Here is a 16,402-nt window from a genome sequence, read left to right as displayed (position 1 = left end):
CGGTGCGCCTCCTCATTGCCGGCGCCGGTGCACGGGGTTCCGCCTATGCCCGTCTTGCCGTGGACACCGGCCGGGCCGCCGTGGTGGGGATCGCGGAGCCGCGACGGCACCTGCGCGAAGCCATCGCGGCGGAGCTCCACGTGCCGGCGGAGCGTGTCTTCGAGGACTGGCAGGCCATGCTCCGCACCCGGCTGCCTGCCGACGGCATCATCATTGCCACCCCGGACCGCGACCACGGAAGGCCGTTTGCGGCCGCCGCAGCCCACGGCTACCCGGTCCTCCTGGAGAAGCCCATCGCGCCCGACCCTGCCGGCTGCGCGGAGCTGGCGCGCCTGCAGCAGGAATCGGGAATCAGGGCAGCCGTCTGCCACGTCCTGCGCTACACGCCGCTGACCACCCTGCTGCGGCAACTTCTCTCCGCCGGGGCAGTGGGCCGGGTCATCTCCGTCCAGCACCTGGAACCCGTGGGCTTCTGGCATTTCGCCCACTCCTACGTCCGCGGGAACTGGCGGCGTGAGGCAGAGTCCAGCCCCTTCCTGCTGGCCAAGTGCACGCACGACGTCGACTGGCTCTCCTTCATCATTGGAACCCGGCCCCTTCGGGTGTCCTCCTTTGGCAGGCTGTCGCATTTCCGTCCGGAGGAAGCGCCGGAAGGCGCGTCAGGGCGCTGCACGGACTGCCCGGCGGAGGCCCGCTGCCCCTATTCGGCCCTGCGCATCTACGCGCCGGGCCGGCCGCCGGACGGTGCCCCTGCGGACCCCGGCAGGGCCTATTTTGCCGACGTGGTGGACCCGGGCGGCACACCGGAATCGCTGTGGAAGGCGTTGGCAACGGGGCCCTACGGGCGGTGCGTCTACTCAGGAGGCAACGACGTGGTGGACCACCAGGTGGTGAACATCGACTACGAGGACGGCACCACCGCCGCCTTCACCGCCACGGCCTTCACCGCCGCAGGCCCGCGCCGCACCAGGATCTTCGGGAGCCACGGAGAAATCTCCATCGAGGCAGGCAGCATCTCGGTCCATGACTTCCTGACCGGGACCACCACCGCCTACCCCGCCCCCGCCGCTGCCCCCACGGTGCCCGGCGAAAAGCATGAAGGCGGCGACCGGGGACTCGTGCAGGCCTGGGTCGCTGCCCTGGCCGGCGGTGACTGGTCCGGAGTGGTGTCGGGGCTGGAGGAGTCATTGGTCAGCCATGCGGTGGTTTTCGCGGCTGAGGAGGCGCGCCGGAGGGGCGCCGTGGTACCGGTGGAAGGGTTCAGTTCACGGCTGTAACCGGATCGAGCGACACCACGGCCAGGAAGCCGCGGCCCAAGACCTCGGGCGAGTCGGCGTCGGAACCCACCACGGCGTCGTACCTGCCCAGCTCCAGCGGCTCGGTTCCGCTGTCCCTGACCGTCGCCTGCCCCTGCAGCAGCACCGCAAGCTGGCCCTCAAACACTGGGTGGGCGCGCTTCTTGGACAGCTCGATGATGGACGTGTAGCCCTTGAAGGCGGCCGTTCGCGTGATGACGTTCAGGTCCCGGATGTCACCGGTGGGCAGTTTGGCCACGGTGGCGGCGCCGCCGTCGAACCTGAAGGGACGGTACTTCTCCAGGGGCTGTTCCGCCCCGTCCACGGTGAGCAGCAGCAATTCCCCCTCGATGACCGTCAGGACCCGCTCCATGCCGGGGAACGCGGAGAAGTCCCCGGCCTTGGCCACGTCTGCGATGCTCACACGCCAGTCCCAGCCGCCGTCGGCCGCGCCCTGGCGGGCGATTTCCCTGGTCACCCCGCCGCCGTTGCGCCATGGTTCGGCCTTGAGTTCAGCGAAGCGGATGATCTGCATCAGCCCAGCCTAGTTCGCTGCGGTGGTCACGCGTCGCAGCCCGTACCCTGTCCCTGCTACTCTCCTGCGGGGGGTCATCACGAAAACAGCCTGAAGGAGCCGGGAATGTTCGTTAAAGTGTGTGGTCTCAGCACGCCCGAATCGGTGCGTGAAGCGGTGGATGCCGGCGCGGACGCCGTGGGGTTCGTCCTCACCGCAAGCCCCCGCGTTGTCTCGCCGTCGCAGGTGGCCTCCCTGCTGTCAGGGGTCCCCAAGGGTGTTTCCCCGATCGGGGTCTTCCGGGATGAGCCCGTGGCGGACGCCATCGCCATTGCCCGGGCCGCAGGCCTGGAATGGATCCAGCTGCACGGCCAGCGGTCGCGTGCGGACGTGGCAACAGTGCACGACGCCGGCATGAAGCTGGTCAGGGCCGTCACCATGGGTGCCGGCCAGGATGAGTTCGACGACTGGGGCGAGGACCTGCTCCTGATTGACGCCGCGGTGCCGGGCTCAGGGGAATCCTGGGACTACGCCTCCGTGGCGGACCTGCCGGTGCTGCAGGGACGGAACTGGCTGCTCGCCGGCGGACTGGACGCTGCCAATGTTGGCCAGGCATCAGCGGCCGCGCATGCCTGGGGGGTGGATGTTTCCTCAGGCGTGGAGGCATCCCGGGGCGTGAAGGACCCTGCCAAGATCCGCGCCTTTGTCCACGCCGCAAAGTCGGCCGCCACGGTGTAGGTGCCGCAGCCCGGCCGGGGATCAGGGCAGGATCAGGGGAGTCCCCCAGCGCCGTGTGGCAGGGGCTGGGGGCAGAATGGGTGCATGAAGACACTTCTGAACATCATCTGGCTGGTTTTCGGCGGCCTGTGGCTGGCCCTGGGCTATTTCCTCGCGGGCGTGGTCTGCTGCCTGCTGATCGTCACCATCCCCTGGGGCATCGCCTCGTTCCGGATCGCCGCCTACACGTTGTGGCCGTTCGGCCGGATGGTGGTGGACAAGCCCGGCGGCACCGGTGTCTTCTCGCTGCTGGGCAACGTGATCTGGCTGCTCGTGGCCGGCATCTGGATCGCCATCGGCCACGTGGTGACCGCGTTCGCCATGGCCGTGACCATCATCGGGATCCCGCTGGCCATCGCCAACCTCAAGCTCATCCCGGTGTCCCTTATGCCGCTGGGCAAGCAGATCGTGCCCACCAATACGCCGTTTGTGAGCAACTACCCCGTCAGCCGCTACCGCTAGGCGGATCCGTCCGGGCGCATCGCCCGCAGCACGCAGAACTCGTTGCCGTCGGGATCAGCCATGACAACCCAGGTTGCCGCTGCCCTCTGTCCCACCGAGATTTGCCGGGCGCCCAGCTCTTCCAGCCTGGCCACCTCCGCGTCCTGGTCCTCCGGGCGGAGGTCCAGGTGAAGGCGGTTCTTGAGTTCCTTCTGCTCCGGGACCCTGAGGAAAAGCAGGTCCGGCAACACGCCGTCCCCGGCGCTGCCTGCCGGCGGCTCCAGCACGATCTCGTCGTCCTCTTCATGGGTGCGGCGCCAGCCAAGCGCTTTTTCCCAAAAGGCAGCAGGAACCCGGGGGTCGGTGGAATCAATGGCAAGGGCTTGGATGCGCAGGCTCATCCGTGCAGTTTTGCATCCGGTTCCGGCATCCGTAAACCCGTGGAAGCCGCAGCCCCTTAGAGCGGCCGGAACGCCCCGTTGCGCAGGAGGGCCACCGAACCGCTTTGGTCCAGTTCCGCGGCGATGTCCACGTCCTCTGGGTAGCCGGCCCCGGTCAACTCGCGGCCGCTGGAACACAACTGGAGCATCTCACGCAGCCGAGGTTCGGCGGCTTCGAAAACGGCCATGGCAGCTACCGCCTCCGGCGCGTAGCCGTGCCTGCCGTCCCCGGCTTCGTAGCCGCCCCTGCCGGCGGCCGCCAGCCCGGCGATGAACGCGCCCGCCCCGATCTGGTCCTCCACCGCAGGCCGCAGCGTGCCGTCCGGCCAGCGCTCCCCGGCAGCAACCACCGCCAGTACCGCGTCCTCCGGAAGGTTCGCCGCCACCCAGTCGGCCGTGGCTGCGGCGTTCCGGAGGCACACTGCGGCCACCAGCGGTACGTCCCCGGCCAGCGCGTGGCAAAGTTCCGACCCGTTGGGGGAGGGCAGGACCACTTTTCCCAGGGCTTCTGCCGCGCGGAGGCTTGCGGGGGAGAGGCTCAGCCCGCCACCGCCGCGCGGGCCGGCCAGCTGCGCCTGGTGGTGGGCGGCGAAGTCTTCGGCGCTGGTGTCCCGCCACGGGTAGGGAAACACCTCCGCGCCGCGGTCCAGCGCCACACTGACGCAGGTGCTGAAGGAAAAGACATCCACCACCACCGCAATGTCGGCGCCGGACGCCACGGTCCCGGCTCCATCAAGGCCCCAGTCCAGCCTGACCGTGAACGGAAGCTGGCGGTGCGCGGCATTGGCGGAGTGCGTGTGCCGTGAACCGGAGCCCGGGGCGTTCATGCCAGTTCACCTTTCAGGTTCAGGTGCGCGGCGTCCTGCCACAGTTCCCGGGCCCGCGGGTGGTGGAAGAGCGGGTCCAGTTCCAGCAGGTGGCGCACGACGGCGGCCCTGCCGGCTGCGAAGTCGGCGTCACCGATGTGCGCGTAGTCTTTGCGGACAGCGGCAAGGTAGCGGGCGTATTCCTCAGGATCGCCGCCGAGGACCGAGAGGTCCGCGTCGCAGAGGAGGGCGCCGTCGTGGTCCCCTGGTTCGGGCTGGTGGTCCGACGTGAGCCGGACCAGCCGCGCCACTTCCGCCACCTCGTCCGGCGGCAGCCCGGTCCCGGCCAGTCGGCTTTCCGCCAGCCGGGCGGACTCCTCCTCGTCCCTGCCCGCCGCGCCGCGGTACACGGCATCGTGGAACCAGGCCGCCAGCAGCACGGTCCGCGGCGCCTGGCCCGGTTCGGTGAGCAGGTCCAGTGCCTCCAGGACGGAGAGCAGGTGGGTGCAGCCGTGGTAATGCCGGTGTGGTTCGCTCCACCGGTCCAGCAGGTCCAGGAACAGTGCGTCACGGCCCGGCATGATGGCTTCCCAGCGGGTCAGCAGCGGGACCTTCAGCGACTTGTTCCGCCGGCGTGCCGGGATCCGGAGCCCGCTGGCGATGAGTTTGCGGACCAGCACCCTGCCCTCCACCCGGACCGCGCCTGCCGCCACCAGCTCCTCAATGCGGCGTTCCGGCACATCGTAATGGTCGCCGTCGAACGCCCGCTCCGGGATCCCCGCGGCAGCTGCGAACGCATGCAGCTCATCCAGCGAAGAGTCCGAGACCAGGTGCGAGAAATGTGTTCCGTGTGCAGGCCACAGCGGCGGGTCGATGTAGATGGCCATGGAAGGAGTCTAGTGCCGCCCTTCGGGCAGGGGACGCGCAGCCACGGGGCACGCAGTCATTTTGCATATGCTCCCAGAAGCGGAGGCCTAATCCGCATCTGCGGACTAGAATCAAGAAATGACCCTTATCCGCGTTTCTGAAGCTGCCCGTCTCCTGGGCGTAAGTGACGATACCGTCCGCCGCTGGACGGAGCACGGAACACTTACCCCGCTCCGGGACGGTTCCGGCCGGCTCGCCGTCGATGGACTCGAGCTGGCGACGCATGCGCAAAAGCTGGCCCTGCTGCCCGATGACCCCAAGAGCGGGAGCAGCTCCGCCCGGAACCGGTTCGTGGGCCTGGTCACCAACGTCATCACGGACAAGGTGATGGCACAGGTGGAACTGCAGTGCGGGCCGTTCCGGGTGGTCTCGCTGATGAGCAGCGAGGCCGTGCGGGAACTGGGCCTGGAACCGGGCTCGGTGGCCACGGCGGTGGTCAAGGCAACAACGGTCATCATCGAATCCCCGAAGGGCAGGGCCACCGCATGACCCGGACCTCCACGCGTACCGCGGTGTCCGCCTCCCTGGCGCGGCTCCTTTCGCTTGCTGTCCTGCCGGCCGCCGTGCTGCTGCTGACCGTCCTCACCGGCTGCGCTGCGGGCGGAGCGGCCCAGGGCACAGGCCCTGGCGAGGACAACAGCGCGGGCAACAGCGCAGGCAACAGCGCAGCCGGCTCAGGCGCCAAGCCGGAAGGCACCATCACCGTTTTCGCGGCCGCCTCCCTCAAAGGCACCTTCACCGAACTCGCCCGCACCTTCGAGGCGGAAAACCCCGGCACCACGGTTGCCCTGAGCTTTGCAGGGTCCTCGGACTTGGCCAGCCAGATCAGCCAGGGGGCGCCGGCGGATGTCTTCGCGCCGGCGGACCTGGCCAACATGAAGAAGGTGCAGGACGCCGGGCTGGTGGACGGCGCCGCCAGGAACTTCGCCACCAACACCCTCGCCATCGCAGTAGCGCCGGGCAACCCGGCAGAAATCACCGCACTGAAGGACCTTGCCCGGCCGGGCCTCAAACTGGTCACCTGCGCAAGGCAGGTTCCCTGCGGGACTGCCGCGGCCACGGCCGCGGAGGCGGCCGGAGTGGCGCTGAATCCGGTCAGCGAGGAGAACGCGGTCACGGACGTCCTGGGCAAGGTGGCCTCCGGGGAGGCCGACGCCGGGCTGGTCTACGGCACGGACATCAAGGCCGCCGGGTCCAAGGTGGCCGGGATCCAGTTCCCGGAATCAGGGAGTGCGGTCAACACCTACCCGATCGCCGGCGTCGCCGGCGGCCGGAACAAGGCCGCCGCCCGGGCTTTCCTGGACCTGGTCACCGGTCCGGAAGGCCGGCGCGTCCTCGCTGCAGCGGGGTTTGGGCCGGCCGGAATCGGTGACGGAAGCGTCAAGTGACCCGGGAGCAGGCAGGCAGTCGGCAGCCCTTTCTGCCCATGGTGCGGCGACGCACCCCAAGTCCGGCCTACTCCGGCATCCCCGGCTGGGTCCGCGTGCTGGCCGTCCTGGCCGCCGTCGTCGTCGTGCTTCCGCTGCTGGCGATGGTGCTCCGCGTGGACTGGCCACGGTTCCTCCCGCTGGTGACCTCCGGGCCGTCGCTGACCGCGCTGGGGCTGAGCCTGCGGACCTCGGCCGCCAGCACCCTGCTGTGCATTGTGCTGGGCGTACCGCTGGCTCTGGTCCTTGCCCGGGACACCTTCCGCCTGCAGGGGCTGCTGCGCTCGCTGGTGCTCCTGCCGCTGGTCCTTCCTCCTGTGGTGGGCGGCATCGCGCTGCTCTACACGTTCGGCCGGCAGGGGCTGCTGGGGCAGACGCTGAACGTGCTCGGCCTACAGATCGCCTTCTCCACCACCGCGGTGGTCCTGGCGCAGACGTTCGTGGCCCTGCCGTTCCTGGTGGTGAGCCTTGAGGGTGCCCTGCGCACGTCGGGCTCCCGGTATGAGGCGGTGGCGGCGACACTGGGTGCCCGGCCCGGCACGGTGTTCCGTCGCGTCACGCTTCCGCTGGTGCTCCCGGGGCTGGCGTCCGGCGCGGTCCTCGCCTTCGCGCGGAGCCTGGGCGAGTTCGGCGCCACGCTGACGTTCGCGGGCAGCCTGCAGGGGGTGACGCGGACTTTGCCGCTGGAAATCTACCTGCAGCGCGAAACGGACCCGGACGCCGCCGTCGCCCTGTCCCTGGTACTCGTGGCCGTCGCCGTGGCGGTGGTTGCCCTTGCATACCGGCGCCCGGCACCGGGCCGTTCCGGGTCAGGCAAAAGGACGACGGCGCCGGCCCCGGCAGGAGGGGGTGTCCGGTGACATTGTCCTTCCACGCAGTGGTGGCCGGGCGCAGCTTCGACGTGGCCCTGAGCGTCCGACCGGGCGAAACCGTGGCCGTCATGGGGCCCAACGGTGCCGGTAAATCAACCCTGCTGGCCGGCATCGCGGGCCTCCTGCGGCCGGACAGCGGCCGGGCCGAACTCAACGGCAGGACCCTCTTTGACCTCGACGGCGGAAAACGTACGTGGGCGGCTCCGCACCGCCGCGGCACCGCCCTGCTGGCCCAGGAACCGCTGCTCTTCCCCCACCTGAATGCCCTGGACAATGTCTCGTTCGGGCCCCGCAGCGCCGGAGTTTCCAAGCGGAATGCGGAGGAGCAGGCGCTGCACTGGCTGGCCGAGGTGGAGGCCGGAGAACTGGCCGGGCGGCGTCCCGCCCAGCTGTCCGGCGGCCAGGCCCAGCGCGTGGCCGTGGCCCGTGCGCTCGCCGCCGACCCCGCCCTCCTCCTGCTCGACGAGCCGCTGGCAGCCCTGGATATCCACTCCGCGCCGCTGCTGCGCCGCCTGTTCAAGCGCGTCCTCGCAGGCCGGCAGGCCATCATCGTGACCCACGACGTACTGGACGCGCTGGTGCTCGCGGACCGGGTGGTCATCCTGGAAAACGGCCGGATCGCGGAGGAAGGCCCCACCCGGGCGGTGCTGGAGCGGCCGCGCAGCTCCTTTGCCGCCGGGCTCGCCGGGCTGAACTTCATTCCGGGCATCCTCGACGGGGCCGGGGTGCGGACCAGCCACGGCCTGCGGATTGCCGGCCACGACGAGGAAGCCGTCCCCGCCGCGGCGTCCGGGGAGCCTGGCCCGCTGCCCAGGGCGGGCGGTCCCGGCGTCGCCGTGTTCCCGCCGTCGGCCGTTTCCGTGTTCCTCGACGATGCGCACGGCAGCCCGCGGAACTCGTTTGCCGTCACCATCACGGACCTCGAGCCGCACGGCGACCAGATCCGCGTCCGGGCCGGCGGCCTGGCCGCGGACATCACCCCTGCTGCCTCCGCCGACCTGGGCCTTGTCCCCGGCATGACGGTGCACTTCGTGGTCAAGGCCGCGGCCGTGTCCGTGTACGGGACCTAGGCGGAGTATGTCCCGGCAGCCAATTGTCCAAGCAGGCCCGGCGGGACCTCCGGCTCTGGACAGCCGTTTCGCCGTGGGCAAACATGGCTAGTGGACGTCGCCGTCCAAAGTTGAGCGTAGTAGACTCAACTTAGTCAACAAGCCCCCGAAAGGAGCTCTCTTTGGACGTCAAATTCACCACCAAGAGCCAGGAGGCTCTTTCCGCCGCGGCAATGAACGCCTCGACGGCCGGCAACCCCCAGGTGGAACCGGCCCACCTCCTCAAGGCGCTGATGGACCAGCGTGAGGGCGTCGCCGTCGCCCTGCTTCGCGCAACCGGCGCCGATCCCGATGCCGTCAGCGTCCAGGCCAGCAGTGCCATCAAGGCACTGCCCGCCACGTCGGGCGGCTCCAGCCAGCAGGCGCAGCTGTCCCGGCCCGCACTGCAGGCCATCCAGCACGCCAAGGAGGAAGCGGACCGTCTGGGCGACAGCTTTGTCTCCACCGAGGTGCTCCTGGTGGGCCTCTCCACCGGCAACGATGCCGCCGCCCGCCTGCTGCGCGACGCCGGCGCCTCCCGCGAGGCACTCCTCGCCGCCCTGCCGGGCGTCCGCGGCGACCGCAAGGTGGACAGCCCGGACCCCGAAAACACCTTCCAGGCGCTCGAGAAGTACGGCACCGACCTCACCGCCATGGCCCGCGCCGGCAAGCTGGACCCCGTGATCGGCCGGGACGCCGAAATCCGGCGCGTTGTCCAGGTCCTGTCCCGCCGCACCAAGAACAACCCGGTGCTCATCGGCGAACCCGGCGTGGGCAAGACCGCCGTGGTGGAAGGCCTGGCCCAGCGGATGGTGGCCGGCGACGTCCCGGAGAGCCTGCGGGGCAAGACCCTCATCTCCCTTGACCTCGGCTCCATGGTGGCCGGCGCCAAGTACCGCGGCGAATTCGAGGAGCGGCTGAAGGCGGTCCTCGAGGAGATCAAGGGCTCAGACGGCCAGATTGTCACCTTCATCGACGAGATCCACACCGTGGTGGGCGCCGGCGCCACCGGCGATTCCTCCATGGACGCCGGCAACATGCTCAAGCCCATGCTGGCCCGTGGCGAGCTGCGGCTGATCGGCGCCACCACGCTGGACGAGTACCGGGAGAACATCGAGAAGGACGCAGCCCTGGAACGCCGCTTCCAGCAGGTGTACGTTGGCGAGCCCAGCGTGGAGGACACCATCGGCATCCTCCGTGGCCTGAAGGAGCGCTACGAGGCGCACCACAAGGTCTCCATCGCCGACTCCGCGCTGGTGGCGGCAGCCACGCTGTCCAACCGCTACATTTCGGGCCGCCAGCTGCCGGACAAGGCCATCGACCTGGTGGACGAGGCCGCGTCCCGGCTGCGCATGGAGATCGACTCCGCCCCGGAGGAGATCGACCAGCTGCGGCGCCAGGTGGACCGGCTCACCATGGAGGAGCTCGCGCTGGAGGGCGAGACCGACGCTGCCTCCGTGGAGCGGCTGGCTGCGCTCCGGGCCGACAAGGCGGACAAGGAGGAGGAGCTCTCCGCGCTCAACGCCCGCTGGGAGGCTGAAAAGGCCGGCCTGAACCGGGTGGGTGACCTGAAGGCCAAGCTCGATGAGCTGCGGTCCGCCGCGGACAAGGCCCAGCGCGAGGGTGATCTGGAGACCGCCTCGCGGATCCTCTACGGGGAAATTCCGGCGCTGGAACGCGAGCTGAACGCCGCTGCCGAAGCGGAGGCCGCCGTGACGGACAAGTCCGCGCAGATGGTGGCGGAGGAAGTGACGGCAGAAGACATCGCGGAGGTCATTTCCGCGTGGACCGGCATCCCGGCCGGCCGCATGCTGCAAGGTGAAAGCCAGAAGCTGCTGCACATGGAGGAGGAGCTCGGCAAGCGCCTCATCGGCCAGGGCAAGGCTGTAGCCGCAGTCTCAGACGCCGTCCGGCGCGCCAGGGCGGGCATCAGTGACCCCAACCGGCCCACGGGTTCCTTCCTGTTCCTGGGCCCCACCGGCGTAGGCAAGACCGAGCTGGCCAAGGCCCTGGCGGACTTCCTGTTCGACGACGAACGCGCCATGGTGCGGATCGACATGTCCGAGTACGGCGAGAAGCACAGCGTCGCCCGGCTGGTCGGGGCGCCTCCGGGATACGTGGGCTACGAGGAAGGCGGGCAGCTGACCGAGGCCGTGCGCCGTCGTCCCTACTCGGTGGTGCTGCTGGACGAAGTGGAGAAGGCGCACCCCGAGGTGTTCGACATCCTCCTGCAGGTGCTCGACGACGGCCGCCTCACCGACGGGCAGGGCCGCACCGTGGACTTCCGCAACGTGATCCTGGTGCTCACCTCCAACCTGGGCAGCCAGTTCCTGGTGGACCAGACGCTGGACGCCGAGGCCAAGCGCAATGCGGTCATGGCCACGGTGAACGCGTCCTTCAAGCCGGAGTTCCTCAACCGGCTCGATGAAGTGGTGCTGTTCGATGCCCTCACGGTGGAGGAGCTGGCGCACATTGTGGAACTGCACGTGGCGGAACTGGGCCGCAGGCTGCACGAGCGCCGGCTCACCCTCGATGTGACCGACAGCGCCAAGGCCTGGCTGGCCCTGTCCGGCTACGACCCCGCCTACGGCGCCCGGCCGCTGCGCCGCCTGGTGCAGCGCGAGATCGGCGACCGGCTGGCCAAGTCCATCCTCGCCGGTGAAATCAGCGACGGCGACACCGTCCTGGTTGATACCGCGCCGGACTTTGGGGAACTGACGGAGCGCATCGTGGACGCGTTGACGGGCGCCCCCAGTTCCGGACTGTCGGTGCGGCGGAAGGACTAGCCGCAGGGCCTCTGAAGCGGGCCGTGCTGCCCTGGCGGGCTGACCGTCAGGGCAGCACGCTCGCGTTAATCACATTGCCGGTGTCTGCCGTGACGTAGCAATCAACCCTGCGGTCGCCGGATTCCCAACTGGTGCTGCTGGGGAAGCTGCGCTGGTAGTTGAGCTGGAAGTTTTTCGCCGCCGGGCCGAGTTTCGCCGCCTGGCAGACTTCCAGTGCCTTGGCCTTGAGCGGCTCCGCCCCCGGGTACTTGGCGCTTTCCGGATATGTCAAGGTGGCCACCAGCTGGGCCGAATGGCCCGTATCGCAGGGCACCAGCGTGGACGTCAGGGCCTGGGGATCGAAATCCTTGAAGCAGTCACCCAGTGCGTACGCCGGGGGTGCGACCCCTTCGCGGGGAAGGGGTTGGGGAGTGGCCGGCGGCGTGACCGCGGTTTGCAGCACGCCCTGTGCGTCATTCTTTGCCGCATCGGTGCCAGGCGAGGAGTTCAACCAGACGGCAAGCCACACCAGTGAGCCGGCAACGGCAAGGATAACGACGACCAGAAACGCCTTCCACAGGGCAGGCTTCCTGTTGGTGTGTTTTTCCGGCGCAGGATCATGGCGCGGCTGGGACCAGGTAACGGATTCCGGGGCGGGGGCTGGACCGGTCCCACTGTGGATCTTCGGCAGGCTTCCGGTCCGCGGAGGCGAAGCGGGTTTCGGCGGGATGTCCTGGTGGTTCACGGGTGCGCATCCTCCTGGGTTTTGGTGCCACGGCTCGCCAACGGCCAGATAAAATCGGCAGTTCTTAAGCGACTCTACCGAAGAAAAATGCCGGAATCCCGCGGGAGGAGGTGCATCATGGTACCCCACCCGGCCGTCCGGGGCGCCGGGCGGCAAGCGGGGCCCGCCGAAAGCATGTAATCTAGGTGTACGACAAATTGACCAAACATTCCGGGGCCTCACCGATCGCCAAGGTGACCACCTCCGGTCCAAGTACAAAAGGGGGTCACGCCATGGGGCGCGGCCGTCAAAAGGCAAAAGCTACCAAGCAGGCTCGGGACATTAAGTACTACTCCCCGAACACTGACTACTCGGCACTTCAGCGTGAGCTGACGGGCCCTGGAAGTCGTTCAACGAGCCATTACTCGAATGAACCGGTCGAACCGGACTATTCGGCTTATGTGGATAAGTACGCGGATGATTTGGATGACGATGACGACGAGGTAGACAACCGTCGCATCGGCTAGTTGTCGCAAGCCTGCTGTGGCCCCCGGCCCGGCTGCTGTGGCGCCGCTTACGTCATGGAGCCCGCTGCCCCACCGAATTACCGGCAGGGCAACGGGCTTTCCGTGTTTGGTTGGTAACCTGACCGCATGACTGTTCGGACGACGTACGCCAGCGGCGAGCCCTGCTGGGCGGATCTCCAGACCCCCGATGTTGATGCCGCCAAAGATTTCTACGGCCGCCTGTTCGGCTGGACCTACCAGGACTTCCCCACTCCGGACGGCCGCAGCTACGCGCAGGCCTTTGTCCGCGGGCAGTTGGTGGCCACCATTGCGCCGCAAAATCCCTTGCAGCTTGAGGCCGGCACCGCTGCCGAGTGGAACGTCTACTTTGCGGCCGCAGATGCCGCGGACCTGCTCCAGGAAGCGGGCCATGCCGGCGGAACCGCCCAGTTCGGGCCTGAGACGGTGGGCGACACCGGGGTGCTGGGCTTTTTGGCCCCTCCCGGCGGCGGAACCACCGGGATCTGGCAGGCGGGTACCCACTTCGGCAGCCGGCTCTTCAACGAGCCGGGCGCCTTGGCCTGGGCTGAGCTCTTTACACCCGAGCCGCAGGCCGCCATCGGCTTCTTCCAGCAGCTTTTCGGCCATGAAGTCACCGAGTACCCCCAGGACGACGGCGGCAGCTACAGCACGCTGCTCATCGACGGCAGCGAGGTGGCCGGCATCGTTCCTGCCGACGAAGGCGAGGAAGCGGACTGGCAGATCTACTTTGGCGCGGCAGATATTGCCGCGGCGGCAGCGGCCGCCCTGGCAGCAGGCGGCGAAGTCCTGGTGGAGCCGGATGACCGTCCCACGGTGGGATCACTGGCCACCATCGAGGACCCGCAGGGCGGTGTGCTGAACCTCATCCAGGTCGCTTGAAAGTGGAGGCTCCCCACCGCGTGCAGTGGGGAGCCTCCAGCAGTTGGCTAGGCGTAGGCGTTGACCAGGCGGACAGCGCCGCCGTCCACGCCCTTGGCGCCTTGGACGTAATCCGGGCCGGACTTCAGGATGGAGTCCGAATCCTCGGTGACCGTGCCCATGATCCAGGACGGCAGGCCCCGGTCGTTCAGGCGGGCAACGGCGGCGTCGGCAGCTTGGGGCGACACGATGGCCACCATGCCCACGCCAAGGTTCAGGGTGCGCTCGAGGTCCGCCAGGGGCACGTTGCCCAGCTCCGAGACCAGCTTGAAGATGGCCGGCAGTTCCCAGGTGGCGCGGTCCACGGTGGCCACGAGGCCCTGGGGGAGGACGCGGGCCAGGTTGGCGGCCAGGCCGCCGCCGGTGACGTGGCTGAAGCCGTGAACAGCCGCTTCGGCGCTGACCGGGAAGGTGCGGGCCAGGTCCAGGCAATCGGCCGCGTAGACGCGGGTGGGTTCCAGGAGTTCCTCACCCAGGGTGCGGCCCAGTTCGGACACCTGGCGGTCCAGGGCCCAGCCGGCGTGGTTGATGACGCGGCGGACCAGCGAGTAGCCGTTGGAGTGGAGGCCGGAAGAGGCCATGCCGATCACGACGTCGCCCGCACGGACGCGGTCCGGTCCCAGCAGGGCATCGGCCTCGACCACGCCGGTGGCTGCGCCGGCAACGTCGTATTCGTGCTCGCCCAGCAGGCCCGGGTGCTCGGCAGTCTCGCCGCCCACCAGGGCGGTGCCGGCCACGGAGCAGGCGGCCGCGATGCCGCGGACAATGCCCGCGATGCGTTCCGGGACCACCTTGCCGCAGGCGATGTAGTCGGTCATGTAGAGCGGCTCGGCGCCTACCACCACGATGTCATCCACCACCATGCCCACAAGGTCGAACCCGATGGTGTCGTGGATGTCCATGGCCTGGGCGATGGCAACCTTGGTGCCCACGCCGTCGGTGGACGTGGCCAGCAGCGGCCTCTTGTAGGTCAGCAGCCGGGAAACGTCGTAAAGGCCGGCGAAGCCGCCCACCCCGCCGATCACCGAGGAGTTGTGGGTTGCCTTGACGGCATCCTTCATGAGCTCGACGGCGCGGTCCCCGGCTTCAACGTCCACGCCTGCGGAGGCGTAGGTGATGCCGGAGTTGTTTGCGGCGGGGCTAACGGAAGTCATACGGACTCTTTCTTATCGGCGCTGGTGGCGGCGGGTACGTCGGGCACAAGGTCGGCTTCGGTCAGCAGGTTCTCGAATTCTGAGTCCGGGCCCGGATCACAGCCGGTAGCCCCGGCCTTCTCAGCGGGGTCCTCGGTGGCGTCAACGGCCAGGGCGGCGGTTTGGCCGGGAAGCGCGGACGGGGAGGGCTTCAGGCCGCCCAGGTCGGTGCGTTCCAGGAGGTTCTTTCCCAGCTTGTCCGCATCCGGGAGCTTGATGGGGTACTTGCCGGTGAAGCAGGCGGTGCAGAGGCGTTCGCGCGGCTGGCGGGTGGCACCGATCATGCCGTCCTCGGAGATGTAGGCCAGCGAGTCTGCGCCGATGGCTTGGGAGATCTCCTCAATGGTGGCGCCGTTGGCAATCAGTTCGGCCCGGGAAGCGAAGTCGATGCCATAGAAGCACGGCCACTGCACAGGAGGGGAGGAAATCTTCACGTGCACTGCGGCGGCGCCGGCTTCCCGGAGCATCCGCACAATGGCGCGCTGGGTGTTGCCGCGGACGATCGAATCATCCACCACCACAACACGCTTGCCGCGGATCACGGATTCAAGGGCGTTGAGCTTGAGCCGGATGCCCAGCTGGCGCAGGGTCTGGGAGGGCTGGATGAAGGTACGGCCCACGTAGGAGTTCTTGACGAAGCCGTGCGCGAACGGGATGCCGGATTCTTCGGCGTAGCCAACAGCCGCGGGGGTGCCGGATTCCGGCACGGGGATGACGATGTCCGCCTGCTGCGTGTTTTCGCGGGCCAGCTGGCGGCCCATCTCCACGCGGGACTCGTACACGGAGCGGCCGGCGATGGCCGCGTCCGGGCGCGCGAGGTAGACGTACTCGAAAACGCAACCTGCCGGCGTCGGCTCCGCGAACCGCTTGGACCGCACGCCTTCCTCGTCGATGGCAATGAACTCGCCCGGCTCGATCTCCCGGATGAAGCTGGCGCCCACGGTGGCCAGGGCGGACTGCTCGGAGGCAACCACCCAGCCGCGCTCCAGCCGGCCCAGGACCAGCGGGCGGATGCCGAAGGTGTCACGTGCAGCGTAGAGCGTGCCCTCGTCCATGAACACGAAGCAGAAGCCGCCCTTGATCTTGGGCAGGAGTTCGGTGGCGGTTTCTTCCAGGGTCTTGCCGGGCTCGCCCTCCAGCAGGGCGGTGACCAAGGCAGTGTCAGAGGTGTTGCCCTGCTTCATTTCGCCGGTGAGGTGGCCGCCGTTGCGTTCGGTGATCATGGCATTGAGCTCGGCGGTGTTGGTCAGGTTGCCGTTGTGTGCCAGGGCCACCGTGCCGGTGGCGGTGGCGCCAAGGGTGGGCTGCGCATTGGCCCAGTGGCTGGCGCCGGTGGTGGAGTAGCGGCAGTGGCCCACGGCCAGGTGCCCGGTCAGGGTGTTCAGCGTGGTCTCGTCGAAGACCTGGGACACGAGGCCCATGTCCTTGTAGACGTTGATCCGCTTGCCGTCGCTGGTTGCTATGCCAGCCGACTCCTGACCGCGGTGCTGCAGTGCATACAGCCCGTAATAGGTAAGTTTTGCTACCTCTTCGCCTGGGGCCCAGACGCCGAAGACGCCGCAAGCGTCCTGCGGGCCTTTTTCGCCGGGGAGAAGATCATGGGAAAGTTTTCCATCGCCGCGTGCCACTGGTCGATTATCTCACGATATGGGGTATGACTTTTCCGG

Annotated in this window: 17 protein-coding genes; 10 read left to right on the top strand and 7 right to left on the bottom strand. The window is 68.6% G+C overall.

The annotated features are described in order from the left end of the window. Window positions 1–2: 2 nt before the first annotated feature. Complete coding sequence (locus LDO14_RS18340; protein ID WP_223992834.1) at window positions 3–1,277, top strand: Gfo/Idh/MocA family oxidoreductase; 1,275 nt, start codon at window positions 3–5, stop codon at window positions 1,275–1,277. Here the strand turns inward: LDO14_RS18340 and LDO14_RS18335 are convergent. Beyond that, window positions 1,261–1,830, bottom strand: a complete 570-nt coding sequence (locus tag LDO14_RS18335; protein WP_223992833.1) for a HutD family protein — start codon at window positions 1,828–1,830, stop codon at window positions 1,261–1,263. The genes LDO14_RS18340 and LDO14_RS18335 overlap by 17 nt on opposite strands. A gap of 105 nt (window positions 1,831–1,935) precedes the next feature. On the opposite strand from LDO14_RS18335, the gene LDO14_RS18330 reads away from it, so the two are divergent. Next, window positions 1,936–2,547, top strand: coding sequence for a phosphoribosylanthranilate isomerase (locus LDO14_RS18330; protein ID WP_018772138.1), 612 nt, complete (start codon window positions 1,936–1,938; stop codon window positions 2,545–2,547). Between the two features lie 84 nt (window positions 2,548–2,631). After that, on the top strand, window positions 2,632–3,048 hold the full coding sequence (locus LDO14_RS18325; RefSeq protein WP_134165067.1) for a YccF domain-containing protein: 417 nt from the start codon (window positions 2,632–2,634) through the stop codon (window positions 3,046–3,048). Here the strand turns inward: LDO14_RS18325 and LDO14_RS18320 are convergent. Genes LDO14_RS18320 through LDO14_RS18310 form a run of 3 tightly spaced genes read right to left on the bottom strand, consistent with a single transcriptional unit; the run spans window position 3,045 to window position 5,160 of the window. Further along, window positions 3,045–3,428: a VOC family protein gene (locus tag LDO14_RS18320; protein WP_223992832.1), complete on the bottom strand. Its 384-nt coding sequence runs from the start codon at window positions 3,426–3,428 to the stop codon at window positions 3,045–3,047. The genes LDO14_RS18325 and LDO14_RS18320 overlap by 4 nt on opposite strands. A 56-nt stretch (window positions 3,429–3,484) precedes the next feature. Beyond that, window positions 3,485–4,294 (bottom strand): 2-phosphosulfolactate phosphatase, encoded by an 810-nt coding sequence (locus LDO14_RS18315; RefSeq protein WP_144600159.1) that lies wholly within the window; start codon window positions 4,292–4,294, stop codon window positions 3,485–3,487. Further along, window positions 4,291–5,160: a DUF4031 domain-containing protein gene (locus tag LDO14_RS18310; RefSeq protein ID WP_223992830.1), complete on the bottom strand. Its 870-nt coding sequence runs from the start codon at window positions 5,158–5,160 to the stop codon at window positions 4,291–4,293. Before LDO14_RS18310 ends, LDO14_RS18315 begins: the two co-directional genes overlap by 4 nt. A 118-nt stretch (window positions 5,161–5,278) precedes the next feature. Here LDO14_RS18310 and LDO14_RS18305 point away from each other — a divergent pair, with 118 nt between their 5' ends. The 5 genes from LDO14_RS18305 (at window position 5,279) to clpB (ending at window position 11,373) form a co-directional block, all read left to right on the top strand. Next, window positions 5,279–5,689 (top strand): TOBE domain-containing protein, encoded by a 411-nt coding sequence (locus LDO14_RS18305; protein WP_223992827.1) that lies wholly within the window; start codon window positions 5,279–5,281, stop codon window positions 5,687–5,689. Next, complete coding sequence (modA, locus tag LDO14_RS18300) at window positions 5,686–6,588, top strand: molybdate ABC transporter substrate-binding protein (protein WP_223992826.1); 903 nt, start codon at window positions 5,686–5,688, stop codon at window positions 6,586–6,588. Before LDO14_RS18305 ends, modA begins: the two co-directional genes overlap by 4 nt. Before the next feature lie 38 nt (window positions 6,589–6,626). Further along, complete coding sequence (locus LDO14_RS18295) at window positions 6,627–7,487, top strand: ABC transporter permease (RefSeq protein ID WP_223992825.1); 861 nt, start codon at window positions 6,627–6,629, stop codon at window positions 7,485–7,487. Continuing rightward, on the top strand, window positions 7,484–8,569 hold the full coding sequence (locus LDO14_RS18290; RefSeq protein WP_018772130.1) for an ABC transporter ATP-binding protein: 1,086 nt from the start codon (window positions 7,484–7,486) through the stop codon (window positions 8,567–8,569). Before LDO14_RS18295 ends, LDO14_RS18290 begins: the two co-directional genes overlap by 4 nt. Before the next feature lie 161 nt (window positions 8,570–8,730). Then, window positions 8,731–11,373, top strand: coding sequence for an ATP-dependent chaperone ClpB (gene clpB / locus LDO14_RS18285; protein ID WP_223992824.1), 2,643 nt, complete (start codon window positions 8,731–8,733; stop codon window positions 11,371–11,373). A 46-nt stretch (window positions 11,374–11,419) separates the two neighbouring features. On the opposite strand, the gene LDO14_RS18280 is transcribed toward clpB, so the two are convergent. Next, on the bottom strand, window positions 11,420–12,097 hold the full coding sequence (locus LDO14_RS18280) for a septum formation family protein (protein ID WP_144600165.1): 678 nt from the start codon (window positions 12,095–12,097) through the stop codon (window positions 11,420–11,422). A 272-nt stretch (window positions 12,098–12,369) separates the two neighbouring features. Between LDO14_RS18280 and LDO14_RS18275 the strand changes: the two genes are divergently transcribed. After that, entirely contained in the window at window positions 12,370–12,603 is a 234-nt protein-coding gene (locus LDO14_RS18275; RefSeq protein ID WP_018772127.1) for a DUF3073 domain-containing protein, read from the top strand. Window positions 12,604–12,729: 126 nt separating this feature from the next. Continuing rightward, window positions 12,730–13,503, top strand: a complete 774-nt coding sequence (locus tag LDO14_RS18270; protein WP_223992823.1) for a VOC family protein — start codon at window positions 12,730–12,732, stop codon at window positions 13,501–13,503. 47 nt (window positions 13,504–13,550) lie between these two features. Here the strand turns inward: LDO14_RS18270 and purM are convergent, their stop codons facing one another. Both purM and purF read right to left on the bottom strand, forming a co-directional pair. Beyond that, a complete protein-coding gene (gene purM, locus LDO14_RS18265; protein WP_018772125.1) occupies window positions 13,551–14,696 on the bottom strand; it encodes a phosphoribosylformylglycinamidine cyclo-ligase in 1,146 nt (381 codons plus the stop codon). Further along, the gene (purF, locus tag LDO14_RS18260) at window positions 14,693–16,363 is read right to left on the bottom strand and encodes an amidophosphoribosyltransferase (RefSeq protein ID WP_018772124.1); all 1,671 of its coding nucleotides are present in this window, start codon (window positions 16,361–16,363) and stop codon (window positions 14,693–14,695) included. The genes purM and purF overlap by 4 nt, the downstream gene beginning before the upstream one ends. Between the last annotated feature and the right edge of the window lie 39 nt (window positions 16,364–16,402).

The organism is Arthrobacter sp. NicSoilB11 (genome assembly GCF_019977375.1).
Taxonomy (GTDB): domain Bacteria; phylum Actinomycetota; class Actinomycetes; order Actinomycetales; family Micrococcaceae; genus Arthrobacter.
Note: the sequence above shows the minus strand (reverse complement) of the source record. Positions and strands in the feature narration are given on the sequence as shown.